General features: G+C 64.0%; 24 protein-coding genes and 1 tRNA gene. 14 read left to right on the forward strand and 11 right to left on the reverse strand.

Annotated elements, in window-relative coordinates:
- Nucleotide 1 precedes the first annotated feature (1 nt).
- Nucleotides 2-1,351 (reverse strand): bifunctional UDP-N-acetylglucosamine diphosphorylase/glucosamine-1-phosphate N-acetyltransferase GlmU, encoded by a 1,350-nt coding sequence (glmU, locus tag OUA97_RS00545; protein WP_267229769.1) that lies wholly within the window; start codon nucleotides 1,349-1,351, stop codon nucleotides 2-4.
- Nucleotides 1,352-1,434: 83 nt separating this feature from the next.
- Between glmU and gph the strand changes: the two genes are divergently transcribed.
- The 4 genes from gph (at nucleotide 1,435) to OUA97_RS00565 (ending at nucleotide 5,081) form a co-directional block, all read left to right on the forward strand.
- The gene (gph, locus tag OUA97_RS00550) at nucleotides 1,435-2,139 is read left to right on the forward strand and encodes a phosphoglycolate phosphatase (protein ID WP_267229770.1); all 705 of its coding nucleotides are present in this window, start codon (nucleotides 1,435-1,437) and stop codon (nucleotides 2,137-2,139) included.
- A 27-nt stretch (nucleotides 2,140-2,166) separates the two neighbouring features.
- A tRNA-Val gene (locus OUA97_RS00555) sits at nucleotides 2,167-2,241 on the forward strand.
- 768 nt (nucleotides 2,242-3,009) lie between these two features.
- Nucleotides 3,010-4,236 (forward strand): tyrosine-type recombinase/integrase, encoded by a 1,227-nt coding sequence (locus tag OUA97_RS00560; RefSeq protein ID WP_267229771.1) that lies wholly within the window; start codon nucleotides 3,010-3,012, stop codon nucleotides 4,234-4,236.
- A 200-nt stretch (nucleotides 4,237-4,436) separates the two neighbouring features.
- Nucleotides 4,437-5,081, forward strand: coding sequence for a hypothetical protein (locus OUA97_RS00565; protein WP_267229772.1), 645 nt, complete (start codon nucleotides 4,437-4,439; stop codon nucleotides 5,079-5,081).
- A 152-nt stretch (nucleotides 5,082-5,233) separates the two neighbouring features.
- Here the strand turns inward: OUA97_RS00565 and OUA97_RS00570 are convergent, their stop codons facing one another.
- From OUA97_RS00570 to OUA97_RS00580, 3 genes are all read right to left on the reverse strand, one after another.
- A complete protein-coding gene (locus OUA97_RS00570) occupies nucleotides 5,234-5,596 on the reverse strand; it encodes a hypothetical protein (RefSeq protein ID WP_267229773.1) in 363 nt (120 codons plus the stop codon).
- 21 nt (nucleotides 5,597-5,617) lie between these two features.
- Nucleotides 5,618-6,097: a hypothetical protein gene (locus tag OUA97_RS00575; RefSeq protein ID WP_267229774.1), complete on the reverse strand. Its 480-nt coding sequence runs from the start codon at nucleotides 6,095-6,097 to the stop codon at nucleotides 5,618-5,620.
- Nucleotides 6,098-6,282: 185 nt separating this feature from the next.
- On the reverse strand, nucleotides 6,283-8,358 hold the full coding sequence (locus OUA97_RS00580; RefSeq protein ID WP_267229775.1) for a hypothetical protein: 2,076 nt from the start codon (nucleotides 8,356-8,358) through the stop codon (nucleotides 6,283-6,285).
- Between the two features lie 110 nt (nucleotides 8,359-8,468).
- Here OUA97_RS00580 and OUA97_RS00585 point away from each other — a divergent pair, with 110 nt between their 5' ends.
- On the forward strand, nucleotides 8,469-9,833 hold the full coding sequence (locus tag OUA97_RS00585) for a hypothetical protein (RefSeq protein WP_267229776.1): 1,365 nt from the start codon (nucleotides 8,469-8,471) through the stop codon (nucleotides 9,831-9,833).
- Between the two features lie 530 nt (nucleotides 9,834-10,363).
- Here the strand turns inward: OUA97_RS00585 and OUA97_RS00590 are convergent.
- Nucleotides 10,364-10,537: a hypothetical protein gene (locus OUA97_RS00590; protein ID WP_267229777.1), complete on the reverse strand. Its 174-nt coding sequence runs from the start codon at nucleotides 10,535-10,537 to the stop codon at nucleotides 10,364-10,366.
- 38 nt (nucleotides 10,538-10,575) lie between these two features.
- On the opposite strand from OUA97_RS00590, the gene OUA97_RS00595 reads away from it, so the two are divergent.
- The gene (locus tag OUA97_RS00595; RefSeq protein WP_267229778.1) at nucleotides 10,576-11,748 is read left to right on the forward strand and encodes a tyrosine-type recombinase/integrase; all 1,173 of its coding nucleotides are present in this window, start codon (nucleotides 10,576-10,578) and stop codon (nucleotides 11,746-11,748) included.
- Here the strand turns inward: OUA97_RS00595 and OUA97_RS00600 are convergent.
- A complete protein-coding gene (locus OUA97_RS00600; RefSeq protein WP_267229779.1) occupies nucleotides 11,745-12,380 on the reverse strand; it encodes a hypothetical protein in 636 nt (211 codons plus the stop codon). The genes OUA97_RS00595 and OUA97_RS00600 overlap by 4 nt on opposite strands.
- Before the next feature lie 659 nt (nucleotides 12,381-13,039).
- Here OUA97_RS00600 and OUA97_RS00605 point away from each other — a divergent pair.
- From OUA97_RS00605 to OUA97_RS00615, 3 genes are all read left to right on the forward strand, one after another.
- Nucleotides 13,040-13,846 carry a hypothetical protein gene (locus tag OUA97_RS00605; protein WP_267229780.1) on the forward strand — a complete coding sequence of 269 codons (807 nt, stop codon included), beginning with the start codon at nucleotides 13,040-13,042 and terminating at the stop codon, nucleotides 13,844-13,846.
- 118 nt (nucleotides 13,847-13,964) lie between these two features.
- Nucleotides 13,965-14,975: a hypothetical protein gene (locus OUA97_RS00610; RefSeq protein WP_267229781.1), complete on the forward strand. Its 1,011-nt coding sequence runs from the start codon at nucleotides 13,965-13,967 to the stop codon at nucleotides 14,973-14,975.
- Nucleotides 14,976-15,093: 118 nt separating this feature from the next.
- Complete coding sequence (locus OUA97_RS00615) at nucleotides 15,094-16,533, forward strand: IS1182 family transposase (protein WP_267229782.1); 1,440 nt, start codon at nucleotides 15,094-15,096, stop codon at nucleotides 16,531-16,533.
- 369 nt (nucleotides 16,534-16,902) lie between these two features.
- On the opposite strand, the gene OUA97_RS00620 is transcribed toward OUA97_RS00615, so the two are convergent.
- Together OUA97_RS00620 and OUA97_RS00625 are read right to left on the reverse strand one after the other, a co-directional pair.
- Nucleotides 16,903-17,628: an SHOCT domain-containing protein gene (locus OUA97_RS00620; protein WP_267229783.1), complete on the reverse strand. Its 726-nt coding sequence runs from the start codon at nucleotides 17,626-17,628 to the stop codon at nucleotides 16,903-16,905.
- Nucleotides 17,625-18,431, reverse strand: coding sequence for an SHOCT domain-containing protein (locus OUA97_RS00625; RefSeq protein ID WP_267229784.1), 807 nt, complete (start codon nucleotides 18,429-18,431; stop codon nucleotides 17,625-17,627). Before OUA97_RS00625 ends, OUA97_RS00620 begins: the two co-directional genes overlap by 4 nt.
- A gap of 285 nt (nucleotides 18,432-18,716) precedes the next feature.
- Between OUA97_RS00625 and OUA97_RS00630 the strand changes: the two genes are divergently transcribed.
- Complete coding sequence (locus OUA97_RS00630) at nucleotides 18,717-19,514, forward strand: DUF6998 domain-containing protein (protein WP_267229785.1); 798 nt, start codon at nucleotides 18,717-18,719, stop codon at nucleotides 19,512-19,514.
- A gap of 96 nt (nucleotides 19,515-19,610) precedes the next feature.
- Here OUA97_RS00630 and OUA97_RS00635 read toward each other — a convergent pair whose 3' ends face one another.
- On the reverse strand, nucleotides 19,611-20,456 hold the full coding sequence (locus OUA97_RS00635; protein WP_267229786.1) for a GIY-YIG nuclease family protein: 846 nt from the start codon (nucleotides 20,454-20,456) through the stop codon (nucleotides 19,611-19,613).
- A gap of 203 nt (nucleotides 20,457-20,659) precedes the next feature.
- Between OUA97_RS00635 and OUA97_RS00640 the strand changes: the two genes are divergently transcribed.
- Entirely contained in the window at nucleotides 20,660-21,148 is a 489-nt protein-coding gene (locus OUA97_RS00640) for a JAB domain-containing protein (RefSeq protein ID WP_267229787.1), read from the forward strand.
- Nucleotides 21,149-21,172: 24 nt separating this feature from the next.
- On the opposite strand, the gene OUA97_RS00645 is transcribed toward OUA97_RS00640, so the two are convergent.
- Nucleotides 21,173-21,928 carry a hypothetical protein gene (locus tag OUA97_RS00645; RefSeq protein WP_267229788.1) on the reverse strand — a complete coding sequence of 252 codons (756 nt, stop codon included), beginning with the start codon at nucleotides 21,926-21,928 and terminating at the stop codon, nucleotides 21,173-21,175.
- Between the two features lie 100 nt (nucleotides 21,929-22,028).
- Between OUA97_RS00645 and OUA97_RS00650 the strand changes: the two genes are divergently transcribed.
- Genes OUA97_RS00650 through OUA97_RS00660 form a run of 3 tightly spaced genes read left to right on the forward strand, consistent with a single transcriptional unit; the run spans nucleotide 22,029 to nucleotide 23,647 of the window.
- On the forward strand, nucleotides 22,029-22,394 hold the full coding sequence (locus OUA97_RS00650) for a DUF2958 domain-containing protein (protein ID WP_267229789.1): 366 nt from the start codon (nucleotides 22,029-22,031) through the stop codon (nucleotides 22,392-22,394).
- A gap of 49 nt (nucleotides 22,395-22,443) precedes the next feature.
- Nucleotides 22,444-23,430 carry a PGN_0703 family putative restriction endonuclease gene (locus OUA97_RS00655; RefSeq protein WP_267229790.1) on the forward strand — a complete coding sequence of 329 codons (987 nt, stop codon included), beginning with the start codon at nucleotides 22,444-22,446 and terminating at the stop codon, nucleotides 23,428-23,430.
- Between the two features lie 7 nt (nucleotides 23,431-23,437).
- The gene (locus OUA97_RS00660; RefSeq protein ID WP_267229791.1) at nucleotides 23,438-23,647 is read left to right on the forward strand and encodes a hypothetical protein; all 210 of its coding nucleotides are present in this window, start codon (nucleotides 23,438-23,440) and stop codon (nucleotides 23,645-23,647) included.
- On the opposite strand, the gene OUA97_RS00665 is transcribed toward OUA97_RS00660, so the two are convergent.
- A complete protein-coding gene (locus OUA97_RS00665; protein WP_267229792.1) occupies nucleotides 23,644-23,868 on the reverse strand; it encodes a helix-turn-helix domain-containing protein in 225 nt (74 codons plus the stop codon). The genes OUA97_RS00660 and OUA97_RS00665 overlap by 4 nt on opposite strands.
- Between the last annotated feature and the right edge of the window lie 69 nt (nucleotides 23,869-23,937).

A 23,937-nucleotide genomic window follows, 5' to 3' on the forward strand; every position in this document is an offset into this window, starting at 1 on the left:
GTCATTTCTTCGCCTTCTTGGCCAGCTTGGCGGCGCGGAAACGGGCGGCCCAGCCAGGCTTCTCGACCTGGGTGCTGCGCTCCAGCGCCAGGGCGTCGGGGGCGACGTCGCGGGTGATCACCGAGCCAGAGCCGGTATAGGCGCCGGCCCCGATGGTGACCGGAGCAACCAGGGCCGAGTTCGACCCCACGAAGGCCCCCTCGCCCACATGGGTCTCGAACTTGTCGAAGCCATCGTAGTTGCAGAAGATCGTGCCTGCCCCAAGGTTGGCCTTGGCCCCAACGGTGCCGTCGCCGAGATAGCTGAGGTGGTTGGCCTTGGCGCCGGCGCCGACCTTGACCTTCTTGACCTCGACGAAGTTGCCGATGTGCGCCTCCTCGCCGATCTCCGCGCCCGGACGCAGGCGGGCGTAGGGACCGATCAGGGCGCCGGCCTTCACCACCGCGCCCTCCAGATGGCTGAAGGCGCGGATCACCGCGCCGGTCTCGACGCTGACGCCCGGCGCGAAGACCACGAACTGTTCGATCGTCGCGGCGGCGGCGACCTGGGTGTCCCAGCTGAAATGGACGGTGTCCGGCGCCAGCATCTGCACGCCCTGCGCCAGGAAGTGCGCGCGGCGGCGTTGCTGGAACACCGCCTCGGCCTGTGACAGCTGCAGGGCCGTGTCGGCCCCCATGACCGCGTTCTCCGGCGCGATCGAGGCCTTGACCAGCCCACCCTCGGCGACCGCGATCTTCACGGTGTCGGTCAGGTAGTATTCGCCCTTGGCGTTGTCGTTGGTGACCTGACCGAGCCAGCCGAACATGCGGGCCCGGTCGGCGACCATCATGCCGGCGTTGCAGACCCTGACCGCCAGTTCCTCGGGCGTGGCCTCCTTGGCCTCGACGATGCGCAGCACATGGCCGTCGGCCCCGCGCAGCACCCGGCCGTAGAGCAGCGGGTCGGCGGGCTCGAACGCCAGCATCGCCATGTCGACGCCGGCGGTGCGCAGTTCGAACAGGGGCTCCAGGTGGTGCGCCTCGAGCAGCGGGCAATCGCCGTTGAGGACCAGGACGTCGCCGTCGAAATCGGCCAGCGCCTCGCGGGCGGCCAGCACCGCGTGGGCCGTCCCCAGCGGCGGATCCTGCACCGCCACCGCGGCCGCGCCCAGGCGCGCCTCGACCAGGGCCCGGACGCCGGGGCTGTGGTTGCCGACCACCACCACGATCCGTTCGCAGCCGCTGGCCTGCACCGTGTCGATCACCCGGTCGAGGATCGCGCGGCCGCCGACCTTGTGCAGCACCTTCGGCGTCGGCGACTTCATGCGCGTGCCCTGGCCGGCGGCCATAATCACGGCGGCGCGTCTGGTCATGGATCGGTCCTTACGAGTCGTGCGGATGTTGCAATCATGCGGCGTTTAGCCGAAACGGCGAGCGGTTTCGACGGAGCGTTTCCTTGACCGATCTCAGCGCGCTGGACGGCGCGACCATCGCCTTCGACCTCGACGGAACGCTTGTCGACTCCGCGCCCGACCTGATCGGGACGCTCAACGTCGTCCTGCAGCAGGAGGGGATCGCGCCCCTGCCGCTGGACGAGGCCCGCCCCTTCATCGGCCACGGCGCACGGCGGCTGATCGAGCGCGGCTTCGCCGCCCAGGGCCGCCCCCTGCCCGCCGAGCGCATCCCCGAGCTCTTCGAGCGCTTCATCGCCCATTACAACGACCATAGCGCCGACCTGACCCGCCCCTACCCCGGCGTGGTCGATTGCCTGACGCAGATGAAGGCGGCCGGCGCCAGGCTGGCGGTCTGCACCAACAAGCTGACCGGGCTGTCGACGCCGATTCTCGAAAGGCTCGACCTCGCCCGCTTCTTCAACGCCGTAGTGGGGGCCGATTCGGCCCCGGCGCCGAAGCCCGACCCCCGACACCTGATCTTCGCCGTCGAGGCGGCGGGCGGGCGCATCGAGCGCGCGGTGATGGTCGGCGACGCCTCTACGGACGCCGGCGCCGCCCGCGCCGCCAAGGCTCCGCTGATCCTGGTCAGCTTCGGCTACACCGAGATTCCGGCGGTCGAACTGGCCCCCGACATCCTGGTCGATCACTACGATCAGATGGCAAATGCGTGTGTTCGGCTTCTGACCGCTTGCCCGGCGCAAAGCTAGCGGCTATAGGCGCACCCTTCCTGCGGCGGATGCGTAGCTCAGCGGGAGAGCACCTCGTTCACACCGAGGGGGTCACAGGTTCAATCCCTGTCGCATCCACCATTCTTTTCAAGACGTTATGGAACCGCCGCGGTTCCGCTCCCCAGATATTCCCCAGGAAACCGAGCGCACCTGCAGCGTAGTTGGGGCGCGCGCCGGCGAATTCGGGCCGCGTTGGGCCTCCTTGGGCGCAAATTTCCACGAATCCCTGACGCCCAGGCGACGCGTCACGCCGAGCGTGACTTTCGGCAGCCAGAGCTGGGCGGCCGGCGCCCAGCCGACAAACGCAAGTCCGCGGCCTTTCCTCCGAAGCTATGGCCTCAGGAGGCCCGATGACGATTCGCCCCGCGCTCAGTCGACCCCGCCGGCGCAACTGCAGTAGCCCGCCGCAGCTGACGGCGGCCCGCCTGCTTGGCCAAACCCTGGCGTCGCGCCGCCCGCGAAATTCGGAGCTTAGCCAGGCTCGAATGCCGCCATCGCCTCGTCGTGTTATTTTACGTCGTAAATCACTATATAGCTGGGTGAAGAACCATATCGCCCCCAGCCAGCGTCCCGCCACGGCCGCGCAAGGTCGCAAACCGAGCACACCTCCCCGTCCGGAGCGCTTGCCGTGACGACCTCATCGATCCGTGTCCGCGAACGGCCCAATCCCGCTGACTGGGAGCCGGACGCACCTATGCGGCTGGAAGAAGCCGTGGCGGTCTTTGGCCGCCAGCTGCCGATCAGCGTGGCGATGCTTCGCACCGAAATTCGCAAGGGACACCTGACCCCCGCGCTCGTGGCCGGGAAGTTCTTCGTCACGCCCACCCAACTGAAGGATCTCTTCAAACCATGTCCCGTCGCGCCAAAGGCCCCCGTCTCTACCTACGAAAGGGACGCATCACCCGGGGCGGCGACCGGCTCCCGGACACCTGGGTCATCCGCGACGGAGCGCATGAAGTCAGCACAGGCTGCAGCGTTGATGGCTTGCCAACAGCTGAGCGAGCGCTCGCCGAATACATCGCCAGCAAGTGGCGGCCGCACGCAGCGCCGGGCGCGAGCGCGCGAGGCGATCCCGCTCAAGTCAGCGTAGCCGAAGTCCTGGCGCTCTATGCTCAAGAGCGCGCGCCCCAGCTTAAATCAGATCCGCACACCACCGCCGGCTTCGTCCGGCACCTGCTGACGTGGTGGGGCGAGCGGATGGTCAGCGACGTCAAGCGCTCGAGCTGCAAGGCCTACGTCGAGCATCGCATTGCCCAGCCGATCCGCCATGGTGAGACCGGCCGCCTAGTCTCCCAACAAACCGCCCGCCGCGAACTTGAGGTGCTCTCCGCCGCGATCGGCTACTGGCATGGCGAAGACACCCTGGCGACCCGCCCCAAGGTTTGGTTGCCGGACAAGCCCGAGAGCCCTCGAGATGCGCTGACGCGCGCCCAGGCCGCCGCCTTGCTGAAGGCGGCCTGCGGCTATCGGAAGCTGGAGGATGGGACCTGGACGCGTCTTGGCTCGTCGGCCCGCGCCAATCGCGCGCACCTGCGTCGGTTCATTCTGATCGGCCTCTACACGGGCACCCGTCACAGCGTCATCACCAAGCTGCTTTGGGCGCCTTCAGCGACCCAGGCATGGGTCGACCTTGACCGCGGGATGATCTTTCGCCGGGGCAAGGAGGAGCGGGAAAGTCGCACAAAGCGTCGTCCAGTGGTCAAGCTGAGCCCGCGGTTGCTCGCGCATATGCATCGTTGGCGCAAACTCGACGAACGTGCGACGGGCAACGATGACCAACAGACGGCGCGCTATGCGACCGTGCTTCACCATGGCGGCTTTGCTATTTCCGGCAAGATCCGCCGCGGGTTCGCCAGCTGCGTGCGCGACGCAGGTCTGAGCGCCGAGATCACCCCCCATTGGATGCGCCATACCTGCGCGACCTGGCTCATGGAGGCCGGCGCCGAGCTTTGGCAAGCGGCCGGCTACACTGGCATGACGACAGCCGTGCTTGAGAAGCACTACGGCCACCACCGCCCCGATCACCAAGCCGGCGCAATCGAAGCACTGAAAGCCAAGCGGCCGCCGGTTCGCTAGGCCCCCTTCTTCGACGGCGCGCATGCACAGCCTCGCTGTCGGCGCGGGTGGCGGATTTGGACGCAGCAAGCGCTGCCGAGGTCCTCCTGGCGGTCACGCCACCAATGTGTCCGTCAGAGGCCCACCTGCGCAGCATTTGCGCCTATTGCCTAAGCCGCCCCCGCTGGCTGAAATCGCGCGTACATGAAAGCGGGGCCCAGATGACCGTCAGTGATATCCTGCTCAGGAACTGCTCGTGGGGTTTCAAATGCGACAAGGTATGGGACGACCTTAGCCCGACGAGCTTTGAAAACGTCCGCCACTGCAACGCCTGTGACAGCCCGGTCCACTTCTGCGAGGACAATCAGCAACTGCTCTACGCGCTGAAGCGGAACTGGTGCGTCTCGTTTGTGGCGGATCTAACGGCAAGTGATTGGGTTGCGGTCGATCCGTTATTCGGCTCCACAGGTCTCGTCACCCTTTCGCCCCACGCAACGTTTGCTGAGCTAGCCCGTAGCGACGAGGCGTTCACCCCGCCCGATGATGATTACGCGGGCAAGGACTGGGCCGAGCAGAGCCCGCTACACCTGCTTGGCTACCGCGTCGGACGAAAGGGCTTGAGCCTCGCCAAGAGGCGGCGGCTTCTTGGTGTCTTCTATTCGGTGCTGCTCCCGGTCGAGTATCCTGCAGCCTACGCTGAGCATTGGGGCCAACCGTTTTCGCCCGAGCGGCGGACTGCAATGGCCCAGCACGTTCGATGGCTAGCTCGCCAAGCTGGGCAGCGTCAGAATGCCGACGCCATGTCCGTGGCGATCGCGGATTGGGAGAAGGACGCGGCTTTCATTGAAGCGGCTGACTGGAGGTAGGTCGCGAACACGAATTCCAAGACCAGAAGGCGCCGCGCCGGGCCCGCCGCAGCACCTGGCGCGAAAGCGGCCCCTTTCCGCCGTGCGCTCACCGCGGCGACAACTTGACCGTGAGCGTCGCCCCGGTTCCCCGAGGCGAAGAATTTTCGCGTTCACATCCCCCACTGTTCCCAGATTTCGTCACAGATGGGGGCCCATGCCATTTCGACTATCGAGTCTGTGCCTGTGCGCACCACCCGAGCGGTGCCTCCATCGACCATTTCGACAAAGGTGAATTCTCGGCCGTTCAGTCGGAAGCGACGTCCCGGATAGCCGCGAGAGGCCTGCGCCCATTTCGCATTGGCGTGCAACCGCGCCGCATCACCATAGCTTTCCGAGAACCTCAATCGGAGCAGCTCCGATCGAAGACCGTATTCCTCGGCAATACGGTCGAACACCCCGTCAATCGGCTCACCACCGGTGATGTCCGCGTGCGCCTCTTGAACTGCCGCAGCAACCGCTTTGCCGTCTACCATGGGGCTCGCTCCCACCTCGATCTAGAACTTGTTGGGCGCGTCCTTGTCGGGCGCCTTCGAGCAGTCGCCATTGAACGAGGCGCCGTACATCCTCAGGTGCATACGGCCGGTCTTCCGGTTGATTGAGAAGGTAGGGTTGTTAAGGCCGTTGAGCTTGAAGCGGCCGCTGATCTCAGCGTCAGTCATCTGCAGATCGGTGAGCGGACGCCAGCCGTCTGCGCTTTTCGTGACCCATAGCGGCATGCCCCAACCCGGCAGCTTCGCATCTCCGGTCCCGTCATCGCGCACGCGGATGGCGACCGAGCGCTCACTGTTGCGCACGCTCTCGGATTTCATCGTCATCTGATGGTTTGTGCCGAAGCCATTGCTGACGCCGGTGTCGATCTTGCTATTTTCAGTCGAGGCGATCGAGGCCGTGCCCTCGCAAATCAGCTCCAAGGCTTCGGCCTGCGCCAGCGCCGGCGCCATTACAACAACGGCCGTCACGATCAGAATTCTCAATTCGCCCTCCCAAAGGTTGCAGCCACGCTACAACCTCGACGGGCGGCTGTCTCCGAGAACGGTGCGCAAGTAGCCGGTCCAGAATCGCATCCAGCAGCGTCCAGCCCTAGCCGACTGGGACGAAAGCGCGCCCACGTGTCCGGCCGAGGCCCCCCCCCCCCGCATCGAGATAGCTCGCTACAAAATCACCACATCTCGTCGAATAAAGAGCCCATCTCGGCAGAATGTCCGTCGACATTCGACGCCCCGACGCCTCCGCTTCGCCAAGGCGGCGGCACAGAGCGTTCAATATCTATCTGATATTTCACATCTTTATTTCTAGCCACTAAGGCGAGATCGCCACCCTTCGACCGCAAACGGCGAATTTCAAATGCTATCTCGGCGCGACGCTCTCCCCCGGCCTTCGCCCAAGCCTCGAACTGCATGCGCTCCCAGCCGGTAGCAATCCAATTCCATGCTCGCTCGGTCATGGCCGATACATGCGGCGCGCCGGCCTTCGCCAAACGCCTTTGAGCTCCCTTTCCAATGCACAGGGCGACGGAAAAACTATGATGCGTGAAGCCGGAGCCCAGCGCGCGACGCTGATCGTTGGGAACCGCGAGAACGTCCAGTAACGATTGACCGTCCACATACGCGGCCGGGTCCAAGCCGCCCCAGAGGTGTCGGACCAGCGCCCAATGGATCGCCACCGCCTCCTCGACGGTCGACGCGGGTTGGGGCAACTGCACCGGCCGCACCACGCCCTTGACCGCCCTGCGGTTCAACCAGGTTTGCAGCACGTCACGATGGCCGGGCGAAACATGACCAATGATGGTCGTGACCATTCGCCCCTCGGCGTTCGTTTCATTCAACAGTAGTCGGGCGAACGGCCGCCCTCCGCCTCCCCCGACGCGTTGCTGCAAGGCATGTGCGAACGTGTCGATCGCCCCGCTTACCCCGCCGGGAGCCAAGTGCGCTTCATCGGACCAGATGATCTCGATTTGCGTGTTGAACGGCGCCCAATGGACCTGAAGCGCAAATGTCGCAGCCTCGTAGAGCGCTCTGACCTGTTGATGCGAAAGGAATCCAGTTGACGCTGCGTCGACCGGTCCGGCATCGGCCTTAGCGACCCTGACCCGACGCGGCGCGACGGCTTGGCCGGAGGGCGACGCTGAACCACCCACGACGCCTGACGGCGGGGCCATGGCCCTGGTGACATCCGTCCAAAATTGGACCGCTAGAACGTCGAGTGCGGCGGGGCTGTCAGGCCTTGGCGCTCTCGTCCAAAAGCTTGCAGCTAAGCTCCAGAGGTCTGGCGTCGAAACTCCCAGACTTGCGGCGGCGTCTGCAAACCGCCGCTGGGCCCGAATGCGCCGCCCCGCCGACGCCACGCCCCCATCAAGCTCCACGCTATTTTGTTTCAGCCCAACCCCGGTCTTGAGCCACGCGATAAGGCCAAGCAATGCCTCGACCGTGGCCGCGGGCTCGAGACGAGAGCTGCGCAACGCCTCAACCTGCGCAGCGATATCCTTCCTCGCAAGACCGACCAAGTAGGGTTCGACCCACGCGAGCTCGGTCAAATAGGCGCCACGAAGAACGCCCTGCTTGGTCAGGGCGTCGCTCCGCGCAAGCCGTTCGGCCTCGCCAATCGCCTCACGAAAATTACGTGCGCCAGAAGCGATCAACTGCAGGGCGCCGGGATCAAAGCTCACACCCTCGGCCAGGCAGGCCCGCAACATGGCCTCATAGAGGTCGGAGCTAGACGGACGACCTAGCTCCAGCACCAGCAGCCGGTCCTGGATCTCCGGTGGAATGTGCGCGCGATGATCGGCGGTGAAGACGAAAATGCGATCATTTCCAGTGGCTTCTAGCGGCCCCTTAAACAGCCGCCACCCGCGCAGTTCATCGACGTCTTCCAGGACGACAATAGCCCTGCCCGACAGGCGCCAGCGGCTTGCAGACTCGCTGATCACACGACGCAAGGCCACCGCATGCTGGCCGTTCGCGAGCAGCTCGAAATACTCTCCCGGCGCCTCCCCGCGGGCCCACTCAAGGCAATTGGCGCACGTACCGCAGGCATTGGCGCCTTGCCGCGGCCCGACACAAAGAAGCGCCCGCGCATAGAGTTGGGCCAGGGTCGACTTGCCGACGCCCGTGGCCCCAACAAGGGCGACAGAGGTCGGCTCTCCCGTCACGAGCTTCTCAAGGACTGCCTGCGCGCCTTCCTGACCCAGAACGTCTTCGAAGGCTCTCGGCCGATATTTTTGCGGCCACAGAGCCACCGACGATCCCCCGCTCGACCTTCGCGCCTGGGCATACGTGCACAAAATCGGCGGAAATCACTATATACTAGGCGTCCGATATTCGAGTGCGGGCGCGCTAGGAGTGCGCCATGCACCAATTTGAAGATGAAGTGCGGGCGACGTGCCCCGCCCCCCTGCAGCAGACGCCAGAGGCTCCCGCCTCAGCCGTCGGGGCCCAGGTGATTACGGGCGCCACCGACGCCACATTGAAACTGGACAGTCGCCAATTTGCGGACGCCGCAAACACGCTCCGTCCGCCCAAAGCGGGCGCACGGCGCCCGGTGGTGTTCGCGTTCAACAAAGACGAACTGCGGATCGTTGTGAAATGGGACGGCGCAACGTTCTGGAGTCGGGCTCCCGCCGCACTGATGGCGTCCGAGCCGGTTGCGTTCACCTTGCCATATGAGCACTTCGCCCATGCCGCACGGCGCTGGATGAAGGCCGGCGACTTGGCAGGCCTGCGCTACTCAAGCGCAGACAGCTTGCTCGAATTCTCTGATCACACCCACAAGCCCCGCCCACCCAGCGAGCACTTCTTCTGCGTGAGCACCGAGGAAGCCAAGCCCGACTGGAACGAAATCTGGGCCCAATGCCCCGGCGGCGTCCCATTCGAACCCCACCGATTGGCCGAAGTCATTCGCCTCCTGCTCGCTGCATCAAGCCATGCGAACAGGCAATTGGCGCGTTTGATTTCGAAGCACAGTTATGCACCGACTAAACGGCGCCAAGATTTTGGAGCCGTTTGGATCACAGGAGGCGCTGGCAAGATCCAACTCAGGTCATGTCACCTTGAGGCTCGCACCGCCGGCATCGACGGGCTCGAATTCGGTATCGGACGTCGCGACGCCGACACGCTCATTCGCACCTTGGCTCTGATGGACCGGCGGCGTCGCATCGAAACCGCAGAAAAGGCCGGTCACGCCATTCAGACGCCACGCTGGGCGAAGGTGGGCGACTTGAACGTCATCACCAATGGCGACGTCGGCTTCGCCTTCCCCAATGCTGAAGGCAAGGCGCCGCGCAACGCCTTTGCCGCCAAACTGACAAGCACCCTGACAACCGAGCTGAGCTATCGCGACTTCGGCGGGTATTTTCCCATTCAGCAAGTGCTGATCCGCGACATGGCGGACCCAGTCACCTTGGTTTGCTGCGGGGACGGACAGCGGCTCGTCGTCGCCCATGACCAGCCCCAGGAATCGGGCTCACAGCTGGTGCGTGAGCGGCGGCAGCAGGCGGCGGCCTGCCTGCACGAACAACATCACGCCGGCGCTGATTTCCCCAAGCTCAACCTCCTCGATTTCACACGTCTCGTCGAGGCGATCGCACCAGTGGAAATTCGGCTTCAGACTTTGAAGGCCGAGTGCGGCCGCATCTGGGGCCTCAAGCTTGAGCAAACCGACAACTCTGTCGAACTCAACGCCTGGATCGCAAGGACAGACGAAGGCGCCGCTTAGCAGCGGCCAAAGGCTCGCAGCGCGCGGGAGGGTCCAAAACGCTATGGCCCTCCCCTTCATTTCGGGGCTCGCCGCTATAGTGAAAGCTCGCGTCCCGCTATTATTTCATCCCCCCCCCGCTTCTCCCCTACCCCTACCCCTACCCCTTCCCCTTCCCCTTCCCCGCTCTCTCGCAGCCTACCTCCCACGCCAGAATGGCCCTTCCGCGGGTCCCCCCGCCCGGCGAAAGCCATGCCAAGCCCCCTTCATCCGTCCGGTAAGGCCCAAGCACCCAGCCTCGACCTAAAGCGGCGGATGCACCTGGCCTGATGCACCCGTCCCTTCCACTTGCTGGTGCAGGCGGCTGCTGGCGGCCATCCCCCCAAGTTGGCCATGCCGTTCATTCGCCCCCAGCCGCTGGCCGCGGACATCCCCCAGCTCCAGCAACTTCGGACGCCCGGCCCAGAAGCAGACCGACGAGACCTCAAACCAACGGCCGCGGCCCCCGCCCCTTCATGACCGACACTCAAGCGCACCTCGCACAATTAGACCTAGGCCCCATCACCGAAGCGCGCTTCGCCGCGGCCTTCGCGCAAGGCGCTGTGGTCACCAAGCAGGCAGCAGCCAAGCTTCTCGGTCTTGATCCAGGGACAATCGACCTGCTGACGGCACACGGCTTCATCAGCGCCGTCCCGCGCGGGAACCGCCGCGGATACGCCGAACATGAGCTGCGGCGCTACCTAACAGAAAGGCACGACGCGCGATGGCCGTTTACCGGCCGGCCAAGAGCCGCTTCTTCCACTACGACTTCATCTACCAGGGTCATCGCTTTCACGGATCGACCGGCTGCGAGACGCTCCGCAAGGCGCAAGCTGTAGAACGAAAGGTTCGTGATGACGCCGCGCTCGGCCTCCTCGACGACGCCGCACAGCTCACCTTGGACGAGGCGGCAGGCCGCTGGTGGTCGGAGAAGGGCCGCCATCTGCGTACCGCCGCCGCCGTCGAGCGCCGCCTAGAACGGCTGCTCGTCCTCTTCGCCCCAGGACGGCGCATCGCCGAGATCGCCACGCCCGACGTGCTCTCCGCCATGCAAACTCGCCGCGCCCAGCGGTTCGTCCGAAGCGATGCTCCGTCCGCCCAGAGCTATGCCGTGTCCAATCGGACCGTGAATCTGGAAGTAATTGACACCCTTCGTCCGATCCTGCGGCGCGCGCGCCGGGCCTGGGGCGCCAAGGCGTTGCCGGAAATCGACTGGGGCGAACTGCGCCTCCCAGAGCCCAAACCCAAGCGCAAGGAATTTGCCGACGCAGAACTGACGGCCCTGCTCGCGGCGCTAGCCCCCCACTGGCGAGACTTCGTGCGGATCGCCTCGACCTATGGCTGTCGCCTCGAAGAAATGTTCTTCAAGCTCTCCGCCCTCGATCTGACCGACCCCGCAAGCGCCCGGGTCACGCTGCGGGAACGCAAGAACGACCAGGACCACGTTATTCCGCTGCTCGCCGCCGACGCTGGTATGCTGCGCCGCCGAGCCGAGCGCGCCCGCGCCGCCGGTCTTGACACTGTCTGGCACCGCGAGCTCGCCGGCGGCCAACTTCATGCGCTCTCCTACCATGGCGCAGCGTCGGCCATTCGTCGCGCGATCACCGCCACCGGGCTGCGGGCCGCCAAGGGCATGAAAGGCGCCCACGACCTGCGACGCCATTCGGGCATGAGGATCCTACGGGCGACCGGCAATCTTCGTGTGGCTCAACGCCTACTAGGTCACGCCAGCATCCAATCGACCTTAGTGTACGCCCACGCGGTCGAGAGCGACCTGCGCGCCGGCCTTGAACAACTGACGTCGTCTTCATCCCCCGGACCCGATGTCCGACCAGCGGACGCCCACCTTCCGCCCCCGCACGCTCACCGGGACCGCCGCGACGACGCAGTCCCCTAGGCCGGCGGCCCCGAGGTGGTCTGGAGCGGCGGGAAACCTTCATACCATGCCGAATGGTCGCCTTCCTGATTGGCGGCGCCGGCCTTCGTCAGGCAGCCGCGCGGCTCAATGTAGCTGTCGATCCGCCGCTCCGGCGCCTCTCGCCAGGCGATGTTGAACGCCGCGCGCTTGGGGAAGAAGTAGAGCCTCGAATAGGGCAAATGATCATGGATCCACCAGGCTAGGGCTCGCCAGTCCGCGCCCGCCTCGTAGCGATCAGCAAACCATGGGACGACGATGCAGGCCGTAGCGCCCATCCGCCCTTGACCGTCACGCCGGTCCCAAATGTGGCTCGCATAGTTGGCTTCGTTGCTGGCGCAGTCCAGCTTGTTGGCGTTGCCGAACGCGTTGACGGTGGGCGAGCGGTAGGCCGAGCGGATGGCGATCCGGCCAAAGGTGGCGTTGAGCGGCTCGAGCAGCTCCTCGCACAGCCGCGTGCCCGCCGCGATCGCTAGATCTGGATCCTCCGGGATATTGGGAAGACCGTGGAGGTTGGCGATCTCGCTATAGAGAAAGTCGCGCATGAAGAAGTTGCGCGAGAGCCGCACACGGCCGAGCTCCTCGAGCGCAGGGACAGACTTCGGCGCCTTCATAGTAGCCCCCATAGCCAAGCTTGATCAGGCCATAGGGCGCCGCAGTTCGGCCGAGTTCAAGGGGCGTTGCGACAAAGCTTGATCGGCTCCCCCCAGAATAGTCCCCAAGCGCCTTGGCGGGGAGGCCCTTGAGTAGCCTGGCGAGCGCGGGCGCAGAGTCTTGCCGCCAATCCCTGTGGCGAGCGGCCGGAATAGGCACCAGGTGCGGACTCTGGACTGTGTCCGGGAAGCAGACACTAATTTGCACGTTCAGGAGCCACCCACCTCGCGCGGAGGGGTGGCGGATCTATGGAACAAAAATAGAACTAGGTCTTCCGTCGAATCGGGCTCGGCTTTAGCATGTCTGTGAGCCGCGAACCCGAGTAGCGTTCCTCCCCTTCAAGGGTTCCGGCGGGAGATCGGCCGTGACAAAGCGGGCGTACATCTACCCGCAACTAGAAGAGCTTCGAGTTGGTCGGCGGTTCCGCGTCCGACCTGGCGAAGCGATTATCAAAGACTTCGGACAGCACGTTTGGCGAACCGGTTCGCCCCATACGTGGAATTGGATCACGACCACGCCGCACCCGCGAGGTGAAGCGCCAATCATAGTCGGCAAGATCAGCATACCGAAGCGGCTGCGGAACGGGCGCGACACTCGCGCACCCTGTTCGATCTGTTCCGTGAGGACGCCGAAGTTCGATGAAGGCTTCCTTGTCTTCTGCTCTGACGGCTACCTGCGCTTGATTGGACACGAGTGCGGACACGACCACTTCGACGAGGATAGCTATGCCGCCGCGCTCAAGGAGCACGACGACGAAGTCGCTGAGGCTGTCGCGCGCTCGATGCTGGATGAGAGGATGCCTGACCTTGCGCGTACGCTCGTAGAAGCGCGCACCCTCTTCCGCGACATCTGGGGCGTCTTGGATTTTCAGGAACGCGCGGTCGCCGGCATCACAAAGCGGGCTGTCGCGGCGATGCGACGCTCTAGGATCGGTGACCAGCTCACAGTGGACATGGAAGCGGACGCGACTGACGAACGCGGTCGTAAGGTGATCGAGAAACGCGTCGTCTCAACCGCCGCCGGGCTCGACGCGCTGTCGCCCCCCAGCCACCTCCTCGGGGACCTCAACCTGGCCATCGCAGAAGCCGCACAGGTCTGGATAGTGCAGCGCGACGAGATCACGGCGCGGCTCGCAGGTATGACGCGGCCCGAGATCTTCGCCACCGGCAAGGCAGTGCGCCGGCTCGACAGCTTGATGGAGACCGCGCACGAGGTGCGCGCGAACATGGGCAGTCTCTTCAACGCTGAGGGGCTAGCAGCCCTATCTGCGTGGGGCCGCCATGGCCATTGTCCGACGCCGTTCTGGATTGAGGTCATTGGCAAGCGCGTCTACTTGAATGTGGGGCTTCGTCCGCGCAACTGGCAGCGGGGGATCTTCCTCACGCTGCCCGACGGCCGCCTGGTTGAGCCTGTGATTGTTGCATGAGGGTGCGCTAGGCACCGCCGGCCGCAGACGCAAGTCGGTGGCGCGCCGGGAGCAGACGTGAACTTCGAGCTAATAAGGCGACATTCAGGGCAATGCCGCTGGGAGCCAGGGAGAGGCGATGCCTGAAGAGTTTACGTGCCCGATCTGGGGAACGCCAGCCACACTGCTGGCCGGTTCACGCCGCGCGGGGATGAAGGTGTTCTCGGAGCGCGCTGGCGGCGGCTTTCGCATTTCGAGCGAGGCGATGGATGACCATCCGCTGCTCGTGCCGTCGCATCGGACGGCGCTCACGACATGGCTAGTGGATCGACGACGGTTCGGTGATGAAGCGCCCCTCATCACGACCGAGGTCCTCAGCGCGATCTACTCCCAGCGTCCACTGCGGTTTCGGGAGAAGAAGGAGCGGTTCTTTCGGTCTTTCATCGGGATCAAGCCGGGGCGTCGGAACCGGTGGCAGGATGGCTTTGATGAGAGTCTCGTGGGGCCGGATCATCCGCAAAAACTGCTTGCGCTCATGGGCGTGGATTCTTTCAAAGAGGGACACGCAATTATCCTGATGCTTCGGGATGATGGCTTCCTTACCTTTGGCGAAAGAGTCTTCGAGTTCACCGGCAAGGGCTACGATTACATCGACGCGTTAGATGGCGGTGCCGATACGAGCCAAGCCTTTGTCGCCATGTGGTTCGACCCGAGCATGAAGGAGGCGTGGCGCCTCGGTTTCGTGCCGGGCATTCGTGACGCTGGCTACGAGCCATTCCGCATTGACGGTCTACAGCACAATGGCAAGATCGACGATGCAATCGTCGCGGAGATCAAGAAGTCCCGGTTCCTGATCGCCGACTTCACTTGCCCTGAGCATGACGTGGGCGGAAAGCCTAAGGGTGAGCCTCGAGGTGGCGTCTATTATGAGGCCGGTCTGGCGCATGGCCTTGGAATGGAAGTGATCTTCACGTGCCGGGAGGATCGGATGAGCTATCTGCACTTCGACACCCGACAGTTCGCCCACATCGTCTGGAAGACGCCCGACGATCTTCGGGACCAACTTTATAACCGAATCGCGGCGACGCTGAAGGAAGCTCCGGGAGCGCCAGGGCGCGGGAATGGGACGATCGATCCGCCGGAGCCGTAGAGCTCCAACGCGCACAATGCGCTTGGAAGCAAAACCTTTCGAAGGTCCGCTTAGAGCCGAGGCTGTGTAAAAACGCGAAGCACCGTAGACTCCTGATGCTGCAGCGTTGGGGGTTCGGATGTCCCGCTTCGTCGAAGGTGAAGATCGCCGCCAGGCGGCGCTGCTTCCCAGTTGCCTTGATGACTATGTGTCGGACGACAATCCGGCGAGGGTGGTCGACGTGTTCGTCGACGAGCTTGATCTACAGGCTCTTGGCTTTGACGGCATGGCGCCGGCCGCGACGGGCCGGCCCGCGTATCATCCTCGCACGCTGCTGAAGCTCTACATCTACGGCTACCTGAATCGCGTGCAGTCGAGCCGCCGGTTGGAGCGCGAGGCGCAACGCAACATCGAGTTGATGTGGCTCACCGGCAAGCTGGCGCCAGACCACAAAACCATCGCCAACTTCCGGAAGGACAATGGTCCGCCGATCCAGGCGGCATGCAGCCGGTTTGTGCTGCTGTGCCGTGAACTAGGCCTCTTCACCCACGCGGTCGCTGCGGTGGACGGTAGCCGCTTCAAGGCGGTGAACAACAGCGACCGGAACTTCACGCCGACCAAGCTGAAACGGCGGATCGAGCAGGTCGAGGCGAGCATCGCAGGTTACCTTCGTGACCTGGACATTGCCGACATGCAGGAAGCTGACGCGGCCGGTGAGCGGGTAATGCGCCTCAAAGGCAAGATCGAGCACCTGAAGACGCGCATGCGTGCGCTGCGCGCCATGGAAGCTGAGGTGGCGGCCTCGCCGGATGGGCAGGTCTCGCTGACAGACCCTGACGCTCGAGCGATGGCGACGTCCGCCGGCGGCAGCGGCATCATCGGCTACAACGTCCAATCCGCCGTCGACGCCGAGTATCACCTGATCGTCGCCCATGAGGTGACGATGACCGGCAGCGATCGCCAGCAGCTGTCGGTGATGAGCGGGAAAGCCAAGGCGGCGATGGGCGTGGAAGGCCTCGAGGTGCTTGCTGATCGCGGCTACTTCTCGGGCGAGGAAGTCTTAGCCTGCGAAGCTATCGGCGTGACGCCGTATGTGCCCAAGCCCCAGACCTCCGGCGCCAAGGCCGACGGCCGCTTCGGCAAACAGGACTTTGTCTATCTCCCCAAGGAAGACGTCTATCGCTGCCCTGGCGGGCAACGGCTCCCGCACCGCATGACGACCGTTGAGAGAGGTCTGGTCCTGCATCGCTACTGGGATCGGGCCAGCTGCCAGGCTTGCCGTCTCAAGCCCCAATGCACCCCCAGCCCCATGCGGCGGATTACACGCTGGGAGCACGAGGACGTCGTCGAGGCGATGCGGCGCCGAATGGATCTGGCGCCCCACGCCATGCGAACCCGACGCCAGATCGTCGAACATCCCTTCGGGACGATCAAATCCTGGATGGGCTCCACCCACTTCCAGATGAGGCGGCTAGAAAACGTCCGAACAGAGATCAGCCTCCACGTCCTGGCTTACAATCTGAAGCGGGTGATGGCGATCCTCGGAGCCAAGCCGCTGATCACCGCGATGCAGACCTAGGAGACGGTCGCGGTCGCCGGTCATCCGCCCTGGCCGGACAGATCAGCGAGCACGTTTTTACACAGTCTCAGCCCGAGTAGGTCATGGCGACAACCGCTGGGCTTCTAGCCTAGAAGCGGACGTTGCGATGGACCGCAACGAGCCCAACTCCGTCATCCGCGCCGGGGAGCTCCTTGAGCAATTTTTCAGACAAATCGCACCCTGATCTCCCGAAATAGTCCCGGACCGCCGCGCGCCCGCTGCCGACATCCTTCATGCAATCAAAGCGTTAGACCCACATGCCAAGCGATGACGTCTCGCTTGTGCCCGCCGCACTCGATGGTTGGCCCGCCGAGGCGACGCACCCGAAACGATCGAAAGCCCGTCTGCTCAACGCTGCCGCGAAGCGAGCTGGAAGTTGTTCACGACTGTCGGCAGCTCCTCCCGGGCTTCCCGGGCGATGTTCGTGCACCAGCGATGGATCGCACTTGGCGGAAATGCGCTCTCGTTCCGCACAGCTTGCAGGATCTCGCTAGCATGGGAAGCATTAGACATATAGGCGAGCGCTAGGCCTTGAGCATCCACAGGATTTGCGCATGCACGGTCAATCTCCCGCTCGGCTTCCCAGCGCTGCTTCTCGCTGGCGTCGATGGTGGCCCTAGCCGCCTCCAGCTCTGCACTTACTGGCTTGCCAGACGCCTGCTGAAAGCCAAGCTCGTGCTGAGCGAGAACTGCCACCGAGCCGAGACAGGTCAGAGCGGCGAATTGGATTGCCGCATCCGAGCACGACAAGCGCACGTCACGGCTTGGTGCGGTAGCCGAGAAAGCGCCTTCAACGGAGGCACTGTCCAATCCAGCGATCTTCGCAGCGGCTTTAGACGGCGGATTCCTCGACATCAGCACGATGCCCATTGCGAGCAGTCCTATGGCTCCGGCAGCCAGAAGAACATGCTTTTGCGCGATCGGGGCGGGCCGCTTATTTCGCGACCGGCCACCTAGCTGAACTCCCGTTGCAAGTAGATCGGCCTTCTGGGCTGCGAACTCCTCTTCGCTCAACACGCCACGATCACGCAGCCCCTTCAGGCGCCGCAGCGCGTCTGCGATCTCGGGCGTCACCGCTCGGCCCCTCGGATCCGCCTCAGTAGGTCATCCTCGGTCGTGACTTCACTGGAGAGGCTCTCGGCTGCTTCACTGCTGACCGCGTAACCGAACTGTCGCGCGAAGTCCGCGCTGTCGCCGAAAACCGCTCCCGCGGGCGCGCAGACCTCTGCGTAGATGCCGAAGTCGGACGTGAACACGTTCGGCAGGCCTTCCTGGGGATTCAGCGGCAGGACTTGGATGTCCTGCCCCGGAATGAAAACCGTCGGCAGTTCACGCGAACAGAGCACCATTACCTTGTGAGGCGACGAGTTCCACACGACCTTCGCGACGTCTTCCTCGCCACGAGTATCGTCCATGTTGCTTTCGCCACCAAGAAGCGTGAGACGATAGAGAGTGGCCTCTCCAATCTTCTCGACGGCTTTCCGATCGAGCTCCTTCCGCCAAGAGCACGAGCCCATATGGCACCAGCTGAGGCGTGCGGGCGGCTCGCTTACTATCGCCGGCGCGGGGCGCGCTTCAACGGGTTTAGTCTGCGCGGCAGGAGCGACAGCGACTGATTGGGGTGGAGATCCTGGCTCGCTATTGGCGGGCAACAGCAAGACACCAGCGCCACCTGCAATGAGAGCGACCGCTAAGGTCGGCAGCAGCCATCTCGCGCGCCCCGCTGAGCGTTTAGCCGATTTGCGTGATGTGACCACCAACATTGGGGCCCCGCCGAGGACCTTCGCCCTTTCCTGCGCAAACTCTTCGTCCGTAAGCACTCCGCTCCCGCGAAGCTGCTCCAGACGCTCCAGCGCTTCGATCTTCTCAATGCTCAACACAAATCCCCCGCGTGTCCAGCAATGCTATCGGTCACGCCCACCGTAACAAGTGCAAACCTGCTTTCAGCAAATCTGGATTCTGCTGGGCACATCACTGCACCAGCTCGCTTGCCGCCTGTAGGCGGAGCGGCGTTCTGGAATGCTTGCTGAGAACATCCTTGCCTACGTTGAAGGGTTGGTGCCCACGCTTCGAAGCGCCTGCCGGGGCCGCGTCGCAAGCTTGGCAGTGGCGGCTCCAACGGGCAGTCTAACGACTGACCTAGACGAGCGGAGGCGGGTTGGGTGGATTTGGAGAAGACGGCGGTCGCCGAGGTCAGAGACCATTGTCTGTGGATCAAGCACATTGCGGGCGACGCCGATCTTGCGGCTCAGCTCTCCTCCTTGGCTCCCGGCCAGTCTGTCCGTCTGAGGGTCGCCGAGATCGAGGGCGAATGGCGGAAGATGGCTGCCGGCCCTAACGGCGCCAGCACCCCCGGCCTCAAACCCATCGGACCTGCCAAGGCCCATTGGCATCAGCTTCAGACCTTGAGGGGAACGCGCGTATCAATTGCGCTTGCGCCTGATAGTCCACCGGACTCGCGGCGCGCGCCGATCGGCATGTTAAAACAAGTCGGCGGGGCTCAGCTGGCTATTCGCATTCCCCTCCCCGAGCCCGTCGCGAAGATCTACGAGGCCGTCGAGGCCCTGGAAGCATCCTATCCAGGTCGGAAATTCACGCCCGACGGACACCTAGTCGGTTCAATTGGCGAGGTCATAGCGGCACAAGCGTTTGGGCTGACGCTCTACCCTGCATCATTCCCAGGCCACGACGCCGTCGATCCCGCAGGACGGGCAGTGCAGATCAAGCTCACGAGCACGCGGTCAGTGAGCCTATATGCGACATGCGAGCGACTCATCGTTCTCCAGATCATCTCTCCGACAGAGGCTGAAGTCGTATTCGACGGAGATGGGGATGCGGCATGGCTGCTCGCAGGACCGATCCAGAAGAACGGCCAACGTGCCATCAGCCTGGCAAAGTTGCGCCAATTGGCGCTCGCCAAGGCCGACGCCCATCGACCGGCGATTTCGGATCGGGCCTAGCCCACCGCCAAGCGATTGCGGACATTTCTGGCTCGCCTGGCGGTCACCGGCCAGGCAAGCCCTTCAGAACGACCGACATCGCGCCAAGAGCGCGCCCTAAGATGCGATGATGCTCTCAACGACCGGAGAGCGAAGGGCCTGCTCTCGACGCTGGGCAATGGCCTCAAGCGTAGCGCGCTCAACCTCCAACACCGCTCGCCCCCATCTTGTTCGAGACACAATCAGGCCTGCCGGCAGCATCAAAATCAACCGGCCCGGAAAATAGACAAAGCACGCGACGGCGATGGGCCACAACCGGAAGGAGCCGATCGCCGTAAAGGCAAGAATGACAAGCAGGCCCACGAGGCCGGCCCAGGCTAGGTGGAGAGCCCGCTCGATCTTGTCTGTCGCAGCTTGAACTGGCTCGTGCGCCTTGCCGATCAGCATCTGCGCCTCGCCCTCTATCCTCTTCCTCCGTTTCAACTCGTGTTCTACGCGTTCGCGTTCACGCTGCTCCTGCTGAGCTTGTTCGCGCGCCCGCGCGCGCTCCTTCGCGGGATCCACCACATCCAAAACATCAAGATGCAGCGTTGAGACGGCGTTCTCCATCGCCCTAACGACCGCCGAGAGTTCGATCGTGAAGAACTCCCGCCTTCGATCCATCCTGTGCGATCGGAGTTCATGGTGGACCGTACGTTCAACCCTATCGCAACAGTCGACCCGAACGGCATATTCTACCTGAAACGGCGTCGGCACGCCGGTGGTGTGCAATTGAGCCGCCCGGGTCCGTGGGTGTTCAGCTGTTCGTCCGACTTTGAGCAACCCCGGCATCCCCTGATTGCTCAGGACATATACCCATCCTCGCATATCCCCCTCCAGGCCGCGCATTACGCATCCAAAGCCCCGCTTCAGCTCGGCCGCCGCAACTTCCGAACAGGATTTACGAAACTCTGCGCCGATCAACACTAGGCGACTCCGGATGCGAGGCGAATTCACCAACCCTACTGCCCCTCACTTTGTCCTACAGGAGCGCGCTGTGGAGTTTGGCTTGGAAGCTCTGAGCGACAACGAGGCATTGGAGCTATTCCCTTGCGCGATCAATCGCACGTGGAGCTCAGACATGGGCCCGCGTCTTGCTCAGCCGGTGGGGGTCGCTTGATCGCGTGTTGTCGGCCGATCTGCGCACGCTCGAGGGATTGATCGGCCGGGCCGCAGCTATCGATCTCAAGCTGCTGCATGACGCGACGCGGCGCATCCTTGCTGGATCGGTGCTGAAACGCGACGTCATATCTAGCTGGGACGCCCTCCTCGCCTACCTCAAGGTCGACCTCGCCGAATGTACCTGCGAGCGGTTTCGCGTCCTGTTTCTCGACAAGCGAAATCGGCTCATCGCTGACGAGGCTATGGGACATGGGACGACCGACCATGCGCCGGTCTATCCACGTGAAGTTCTCCGGCGAGCGCTCGAACTGGAGGCATCCGCCATCATCCTTGTACACAATCACCCGAGCGGGGACCCGACACCATCAAGCGCCGACCGCGCCGTCACCCAGGAGATTGTCAATGGGGCCAGCGCGCTGCGTATCACCGTCCATGATCACGTCGTAGTCGCCAGCGAAGGCGTAGCAAGCTTCAAGACCCTAGGTCTCATTTAGCAGACCTCGGAACGATCTGGGCCCTTATCGGTGCGCCAGGTCGACAACCCGTCCCTGTGAACGCACGAACGCCGAGAACCCTAACCCCTCCCCCTCAGCATGATCCATCAGCCCAGCTGCGAGAGGCCGCAAGGCGCTGACGGCTCTGCGCAGCCGACGACGCCCCACGCCAGCGCTGGCGATCCACTTGCTGAAGAACATCATGTCCAGCGCGGTTGAATCGACATAGTCGATCTCTTTGGAATAGCCCGCGATCCATTTGATGTCGGGACAACGCTCGAGCACGAAGCTCGCCAGATCCTCGCGCCCGGAAAAACAGGTTCCCAGGTAGACGCCCTTCAAGGCAGGTCCGCACTTGGCCAGCATGTTCGCCAGGTGCGTGCGGCTGACGAACTCGCCGCTATGCAGCGCAAGGCGCCCGTCCTCATCACCGTGGCAAGCCAGATAGATGACCTCGACTTCGGCGTCCCAGGACAGCCGAATAAGAGCTTCGGCAAGCGCAGCCCTCGCGCCGACCATTTCATACTCGTAGGCGTCTGGCCCGAGCCCATAGCAGGCTGAGACGAGGTCGAAGACCGAACGAAGACTGAGGTTACGCCCCGCCTCCCAGCGGCTCTCGAGGACTCCGATTTTCGTCGTCGCGGCCAAGGCGCCGTCAGGAACGGCCTCGATGTCTCGACGTCGCTGGCCGGCGAGCCGGGACGGCGGCAACGCCAACGAGCTTCGACGCGTCAGCGGTTGTCGAAGGGCGATAACGGGCGACGAAGGCGCTCTGGTCATAGGCGCCATCTTGCCCACAGGTACGTCAATTTTGGTCGCCGCTAGGTAACCAAACCCCGTGCTTGGCGCAACTTCTAGCGCCCCCCGTCGAAGCTTCCGCATGCAGCTTCTTGATCCCGCTTCCCTCGCCCAGCTCCTCGCCAACGGCAACGCCCAAAAGCCCCTGAAAGGCACCGAACAGGAGATCGATTTCCAACCGGTGGTGAAGCTCTTCGCGCCCGATGGCGGCGCCACCTGGCTCCTGACAGAGATCGATCCGGACGCACCCGAGATCGCCTTCGGCCTTTGCGATCTTGGCCTTGGGGCTCCCGAACTCGGCTACGTCGATCTTGCCGATCTGCGCCGCGCGCGAGGCCGGCTTGGCTTGCCGATCGAGCGTGACCGCTACTTCCGGCCAGACAAGACGCTATCGGCCTATGCCGACGCGGCTCGCCGCGCCGGCCGCATTTGGACGGATATGATCTAGGCGCCGGCCGCTCCTCGCAACTTCGCCCACGCCGCCGCGAAGCTTCAGCATGAACCTTGGAGACGCCAGACAGATGGACCTTGCCTATCCGGATCGCTTGCCGATCATCCCGGCCGCCACCCTGCGCCAATACAAGGTGCACGATCCGCTCGACACGCGGTTTCGAGCCGCCGCCCGATTGCTTCAGGCCCTCTGGCGTGAAAGCCGGCAGATCCCGATGGGCTTCTACGTCAACGGCAAGGGCCGCAAGCGACCGCTCGGCAGCCGGCTCAGCGCCTTTGCGTCCGCGGCCGGCGCCAACTTCCTGGACCCGGCCATTCGGCGGCTCGCCGTTCGCGAGGTCGCCTATCGCGAGCCTGGCGCCATGATCGACGAGGCCCGCCTCTGGTCGAACATGCTCTCGTCGATGCCGCTCACCTTCAATCTCTTTAGCGCGCTCAAGCTCGACCGCGAGTTGGCGCAAGCTGTCGTCAGAGCGCTCTGGCCGGACCTGGCGCAGGAGGTCTGCCACATTCAATTCGAACATTCGCCGGCGCGCGGTGATCTGCGCTTCACCGCCGACGCGACCGCCTTCGACGTCTTCCTGTCCTGCCGCGACGCGCAGGGCGCCAAGACCTTCATCGCCATTGAGGTCAAATACTCCGAGGCGATGACCGAGCCCGAGGCGCGCGGCCGCGAACGCTACGAGGAGCTGACCGAGGTCTGCGGGCTCTATGAGGATCCCAGCGACCCGTCGCTTCGCGCCAATCCGCTGCAGCAGCTATGGCGTGAGCACATGTTGGCCGAGCGCATGGTCGCCAACGGCCTCTATGACCGCGGCGTCTTTGTCTGCCTGGCGCCGCAGCTCAACGTCTCGGTCCAGCGCGCCTGCCAGACCTACAAGACCAAACTCGTCGCGCCTCAAGGCCCCTGCAGCTTCCAGTCGTTGACGCTGGAGGACATGATCGGGGCCATCCGCGAGACGGGAGCCACGGAGTTCGCCGCCGCGCTCTACGAGCGCTACTGCGACTTCACCCCCGTCCATCAACTGATCTGAGCCGGCCATGCGCGTCATTCCCGCCGCCCGCGCGAAGATCGCCCAAGAGGCGTTGCTCGCAGCGCTCTACAGCCTCCTTGAGGCAGCGTCCGATCGGGCGGCATCCGCAGCTTCGATCAGCGACATGGATCTGGTCGCGGATCTCTGTGCGGACAGCGCCAAGGCCGCCGCCGTGATCGCTCTGCTCGGCCGTCGTAGCCAACCGGTGCGGGCTTAAGGCTTCAGGAGCTCGTGGCCAGGGATCGCAAGCGCCCTGGCCATGCGCTCGATGTTGTCGATCGACACATTGCGCTCAGCTCGCTCGATGGCGCCGACATATGTGCGATGCAGACCACAGGCGTCGGCGAAGCCTTCCTGGCTAAAGCCCTGGGCCTTGCGCAGCCGGCGCACATTGGCGGCCAACACCCGCCTTAGCTCCCCAATCTGCTCGCCCGACATGGGGCGATCGTTCGGGTAGTGATGACTTTACAGCTACAGACGATACGTAGCATCTCTGATACTTGGGGG

The organism is Phenylobacterium sp. 58.2.17 (genome assembly GCF_026411515.1).
GTDB lineage: Bacteria > Pseudomonadota > Alphaproteobacteria > Caulobacterales > Caulobacteraceae > Phenylobacterium.

Bases quoted from the DNA above. Each gene is read 5' to 3' on its own strand.
- OUA97_RS00590 (WP_267229777.1), bottom strand. From the start codon at position 10,537: ATGTTCGGCGTATCCGCGGCGGTTCCCGCGCGGGACGGCGCTGATGAA.
- OUA97_RS00565 (WP_267229772.1), top strand. From the start codon at position 4,437: ATGACCGTCAGTGATATCCTGCTCAGGAACTGCTCGTGGGGTTTCAAA.
- OUA97_RS00665 (WP_267229792.1), bottom strand. From the start codon at position 23,868: ATGTCGGGCGAGCAGATTGGGGAGCTAAGGCGGGTGTTGGCCGCCAAT.
- OUA97_RS00560 (WP_267229771.1), top strand. From the start codon at position 3,010: ATGTCCCGTCGCGCCAAAGGCCCCCGTCTCTACCTACGAAAGGGACGC.
- OUA97_RS00570 (WP_267229773.1), bottom strand. From the start codon at position 5,596: ATGGTAGACGGCAAAGCGGTTGCTGCGGCAGTTCAAGAGGCGCACGCG.
- OUA97_RS00615 (WP_267229782.1), top strand. From the start codon at position 15,094: ATGTCCCGCTTCGTCGAAGGTGAAGATCGCCGCCAGGCGGCGCTGCTT.
- OUA97_RS00645 (WP_267229788.1), bottom strand. From the start codon at position 21,928: ATGACCAGAGCGCCTTCGTCGCCCGTTATCGCCCTTCGACAACCGCTG.
- OUA97_RS00585 (WP_267229776.1), top strand. From the start codon at position 8,469: ATGCACCAATTTGAAGATGAAGTGCGGGCGACGTGCCCCGCCCCCCTG.
- glmU (WP_267229769.1), bottom strand. From the start codon at position 1,351: ATGACCAGACGCGCCGCCGTGATTATGGCCGCCGGCCAGGGCACGCGC.
- OUA97_RS00600 (WP_267229779.1), bottom strand. From the start codon at position 12,380: ATGAAGGCGCCGAAGTCTGTCCCTGCGCTCGAGGAGCTCGGCCGTGTG.
- OUA97_RS00610 (WP_267229781.1), top strand. From the start codon at position 13,965: ATGCCTGAAGAGTTTACGTGCCCGATCTGGGGAACGCCAGCCACACTG.
- OUA97_RS00655 (WP_267229790.1), top strand. From the start codon at position 22,444: ATGAACCTTGGAGACGCCAGACAGATGGACCTTGCCTATCCGGATCGC.
- OUA97_RS00650 (WP_267229789.1), top strand. From the start codon at position 22,029: ATGCAGCTTCTTGATCCCGCTTCCCTCGCCCAGCTCCTCGCCAACGGC.
- OUA97_RS00595 (WP_267229778.1), top strand. From the start codon at position 10,576: ATGGCCGTTTACCGGCCGGCCAAGAGCCGCTTCTTCCACTACGACTTC.
- OUA97_RS00660 (WP_267229791.1), top strand. From the start codon at position 23,438: ATGCGCGTCATTCCCGCCGCCCGCGCGAAGATCGCCCAAGAGGCGTTG.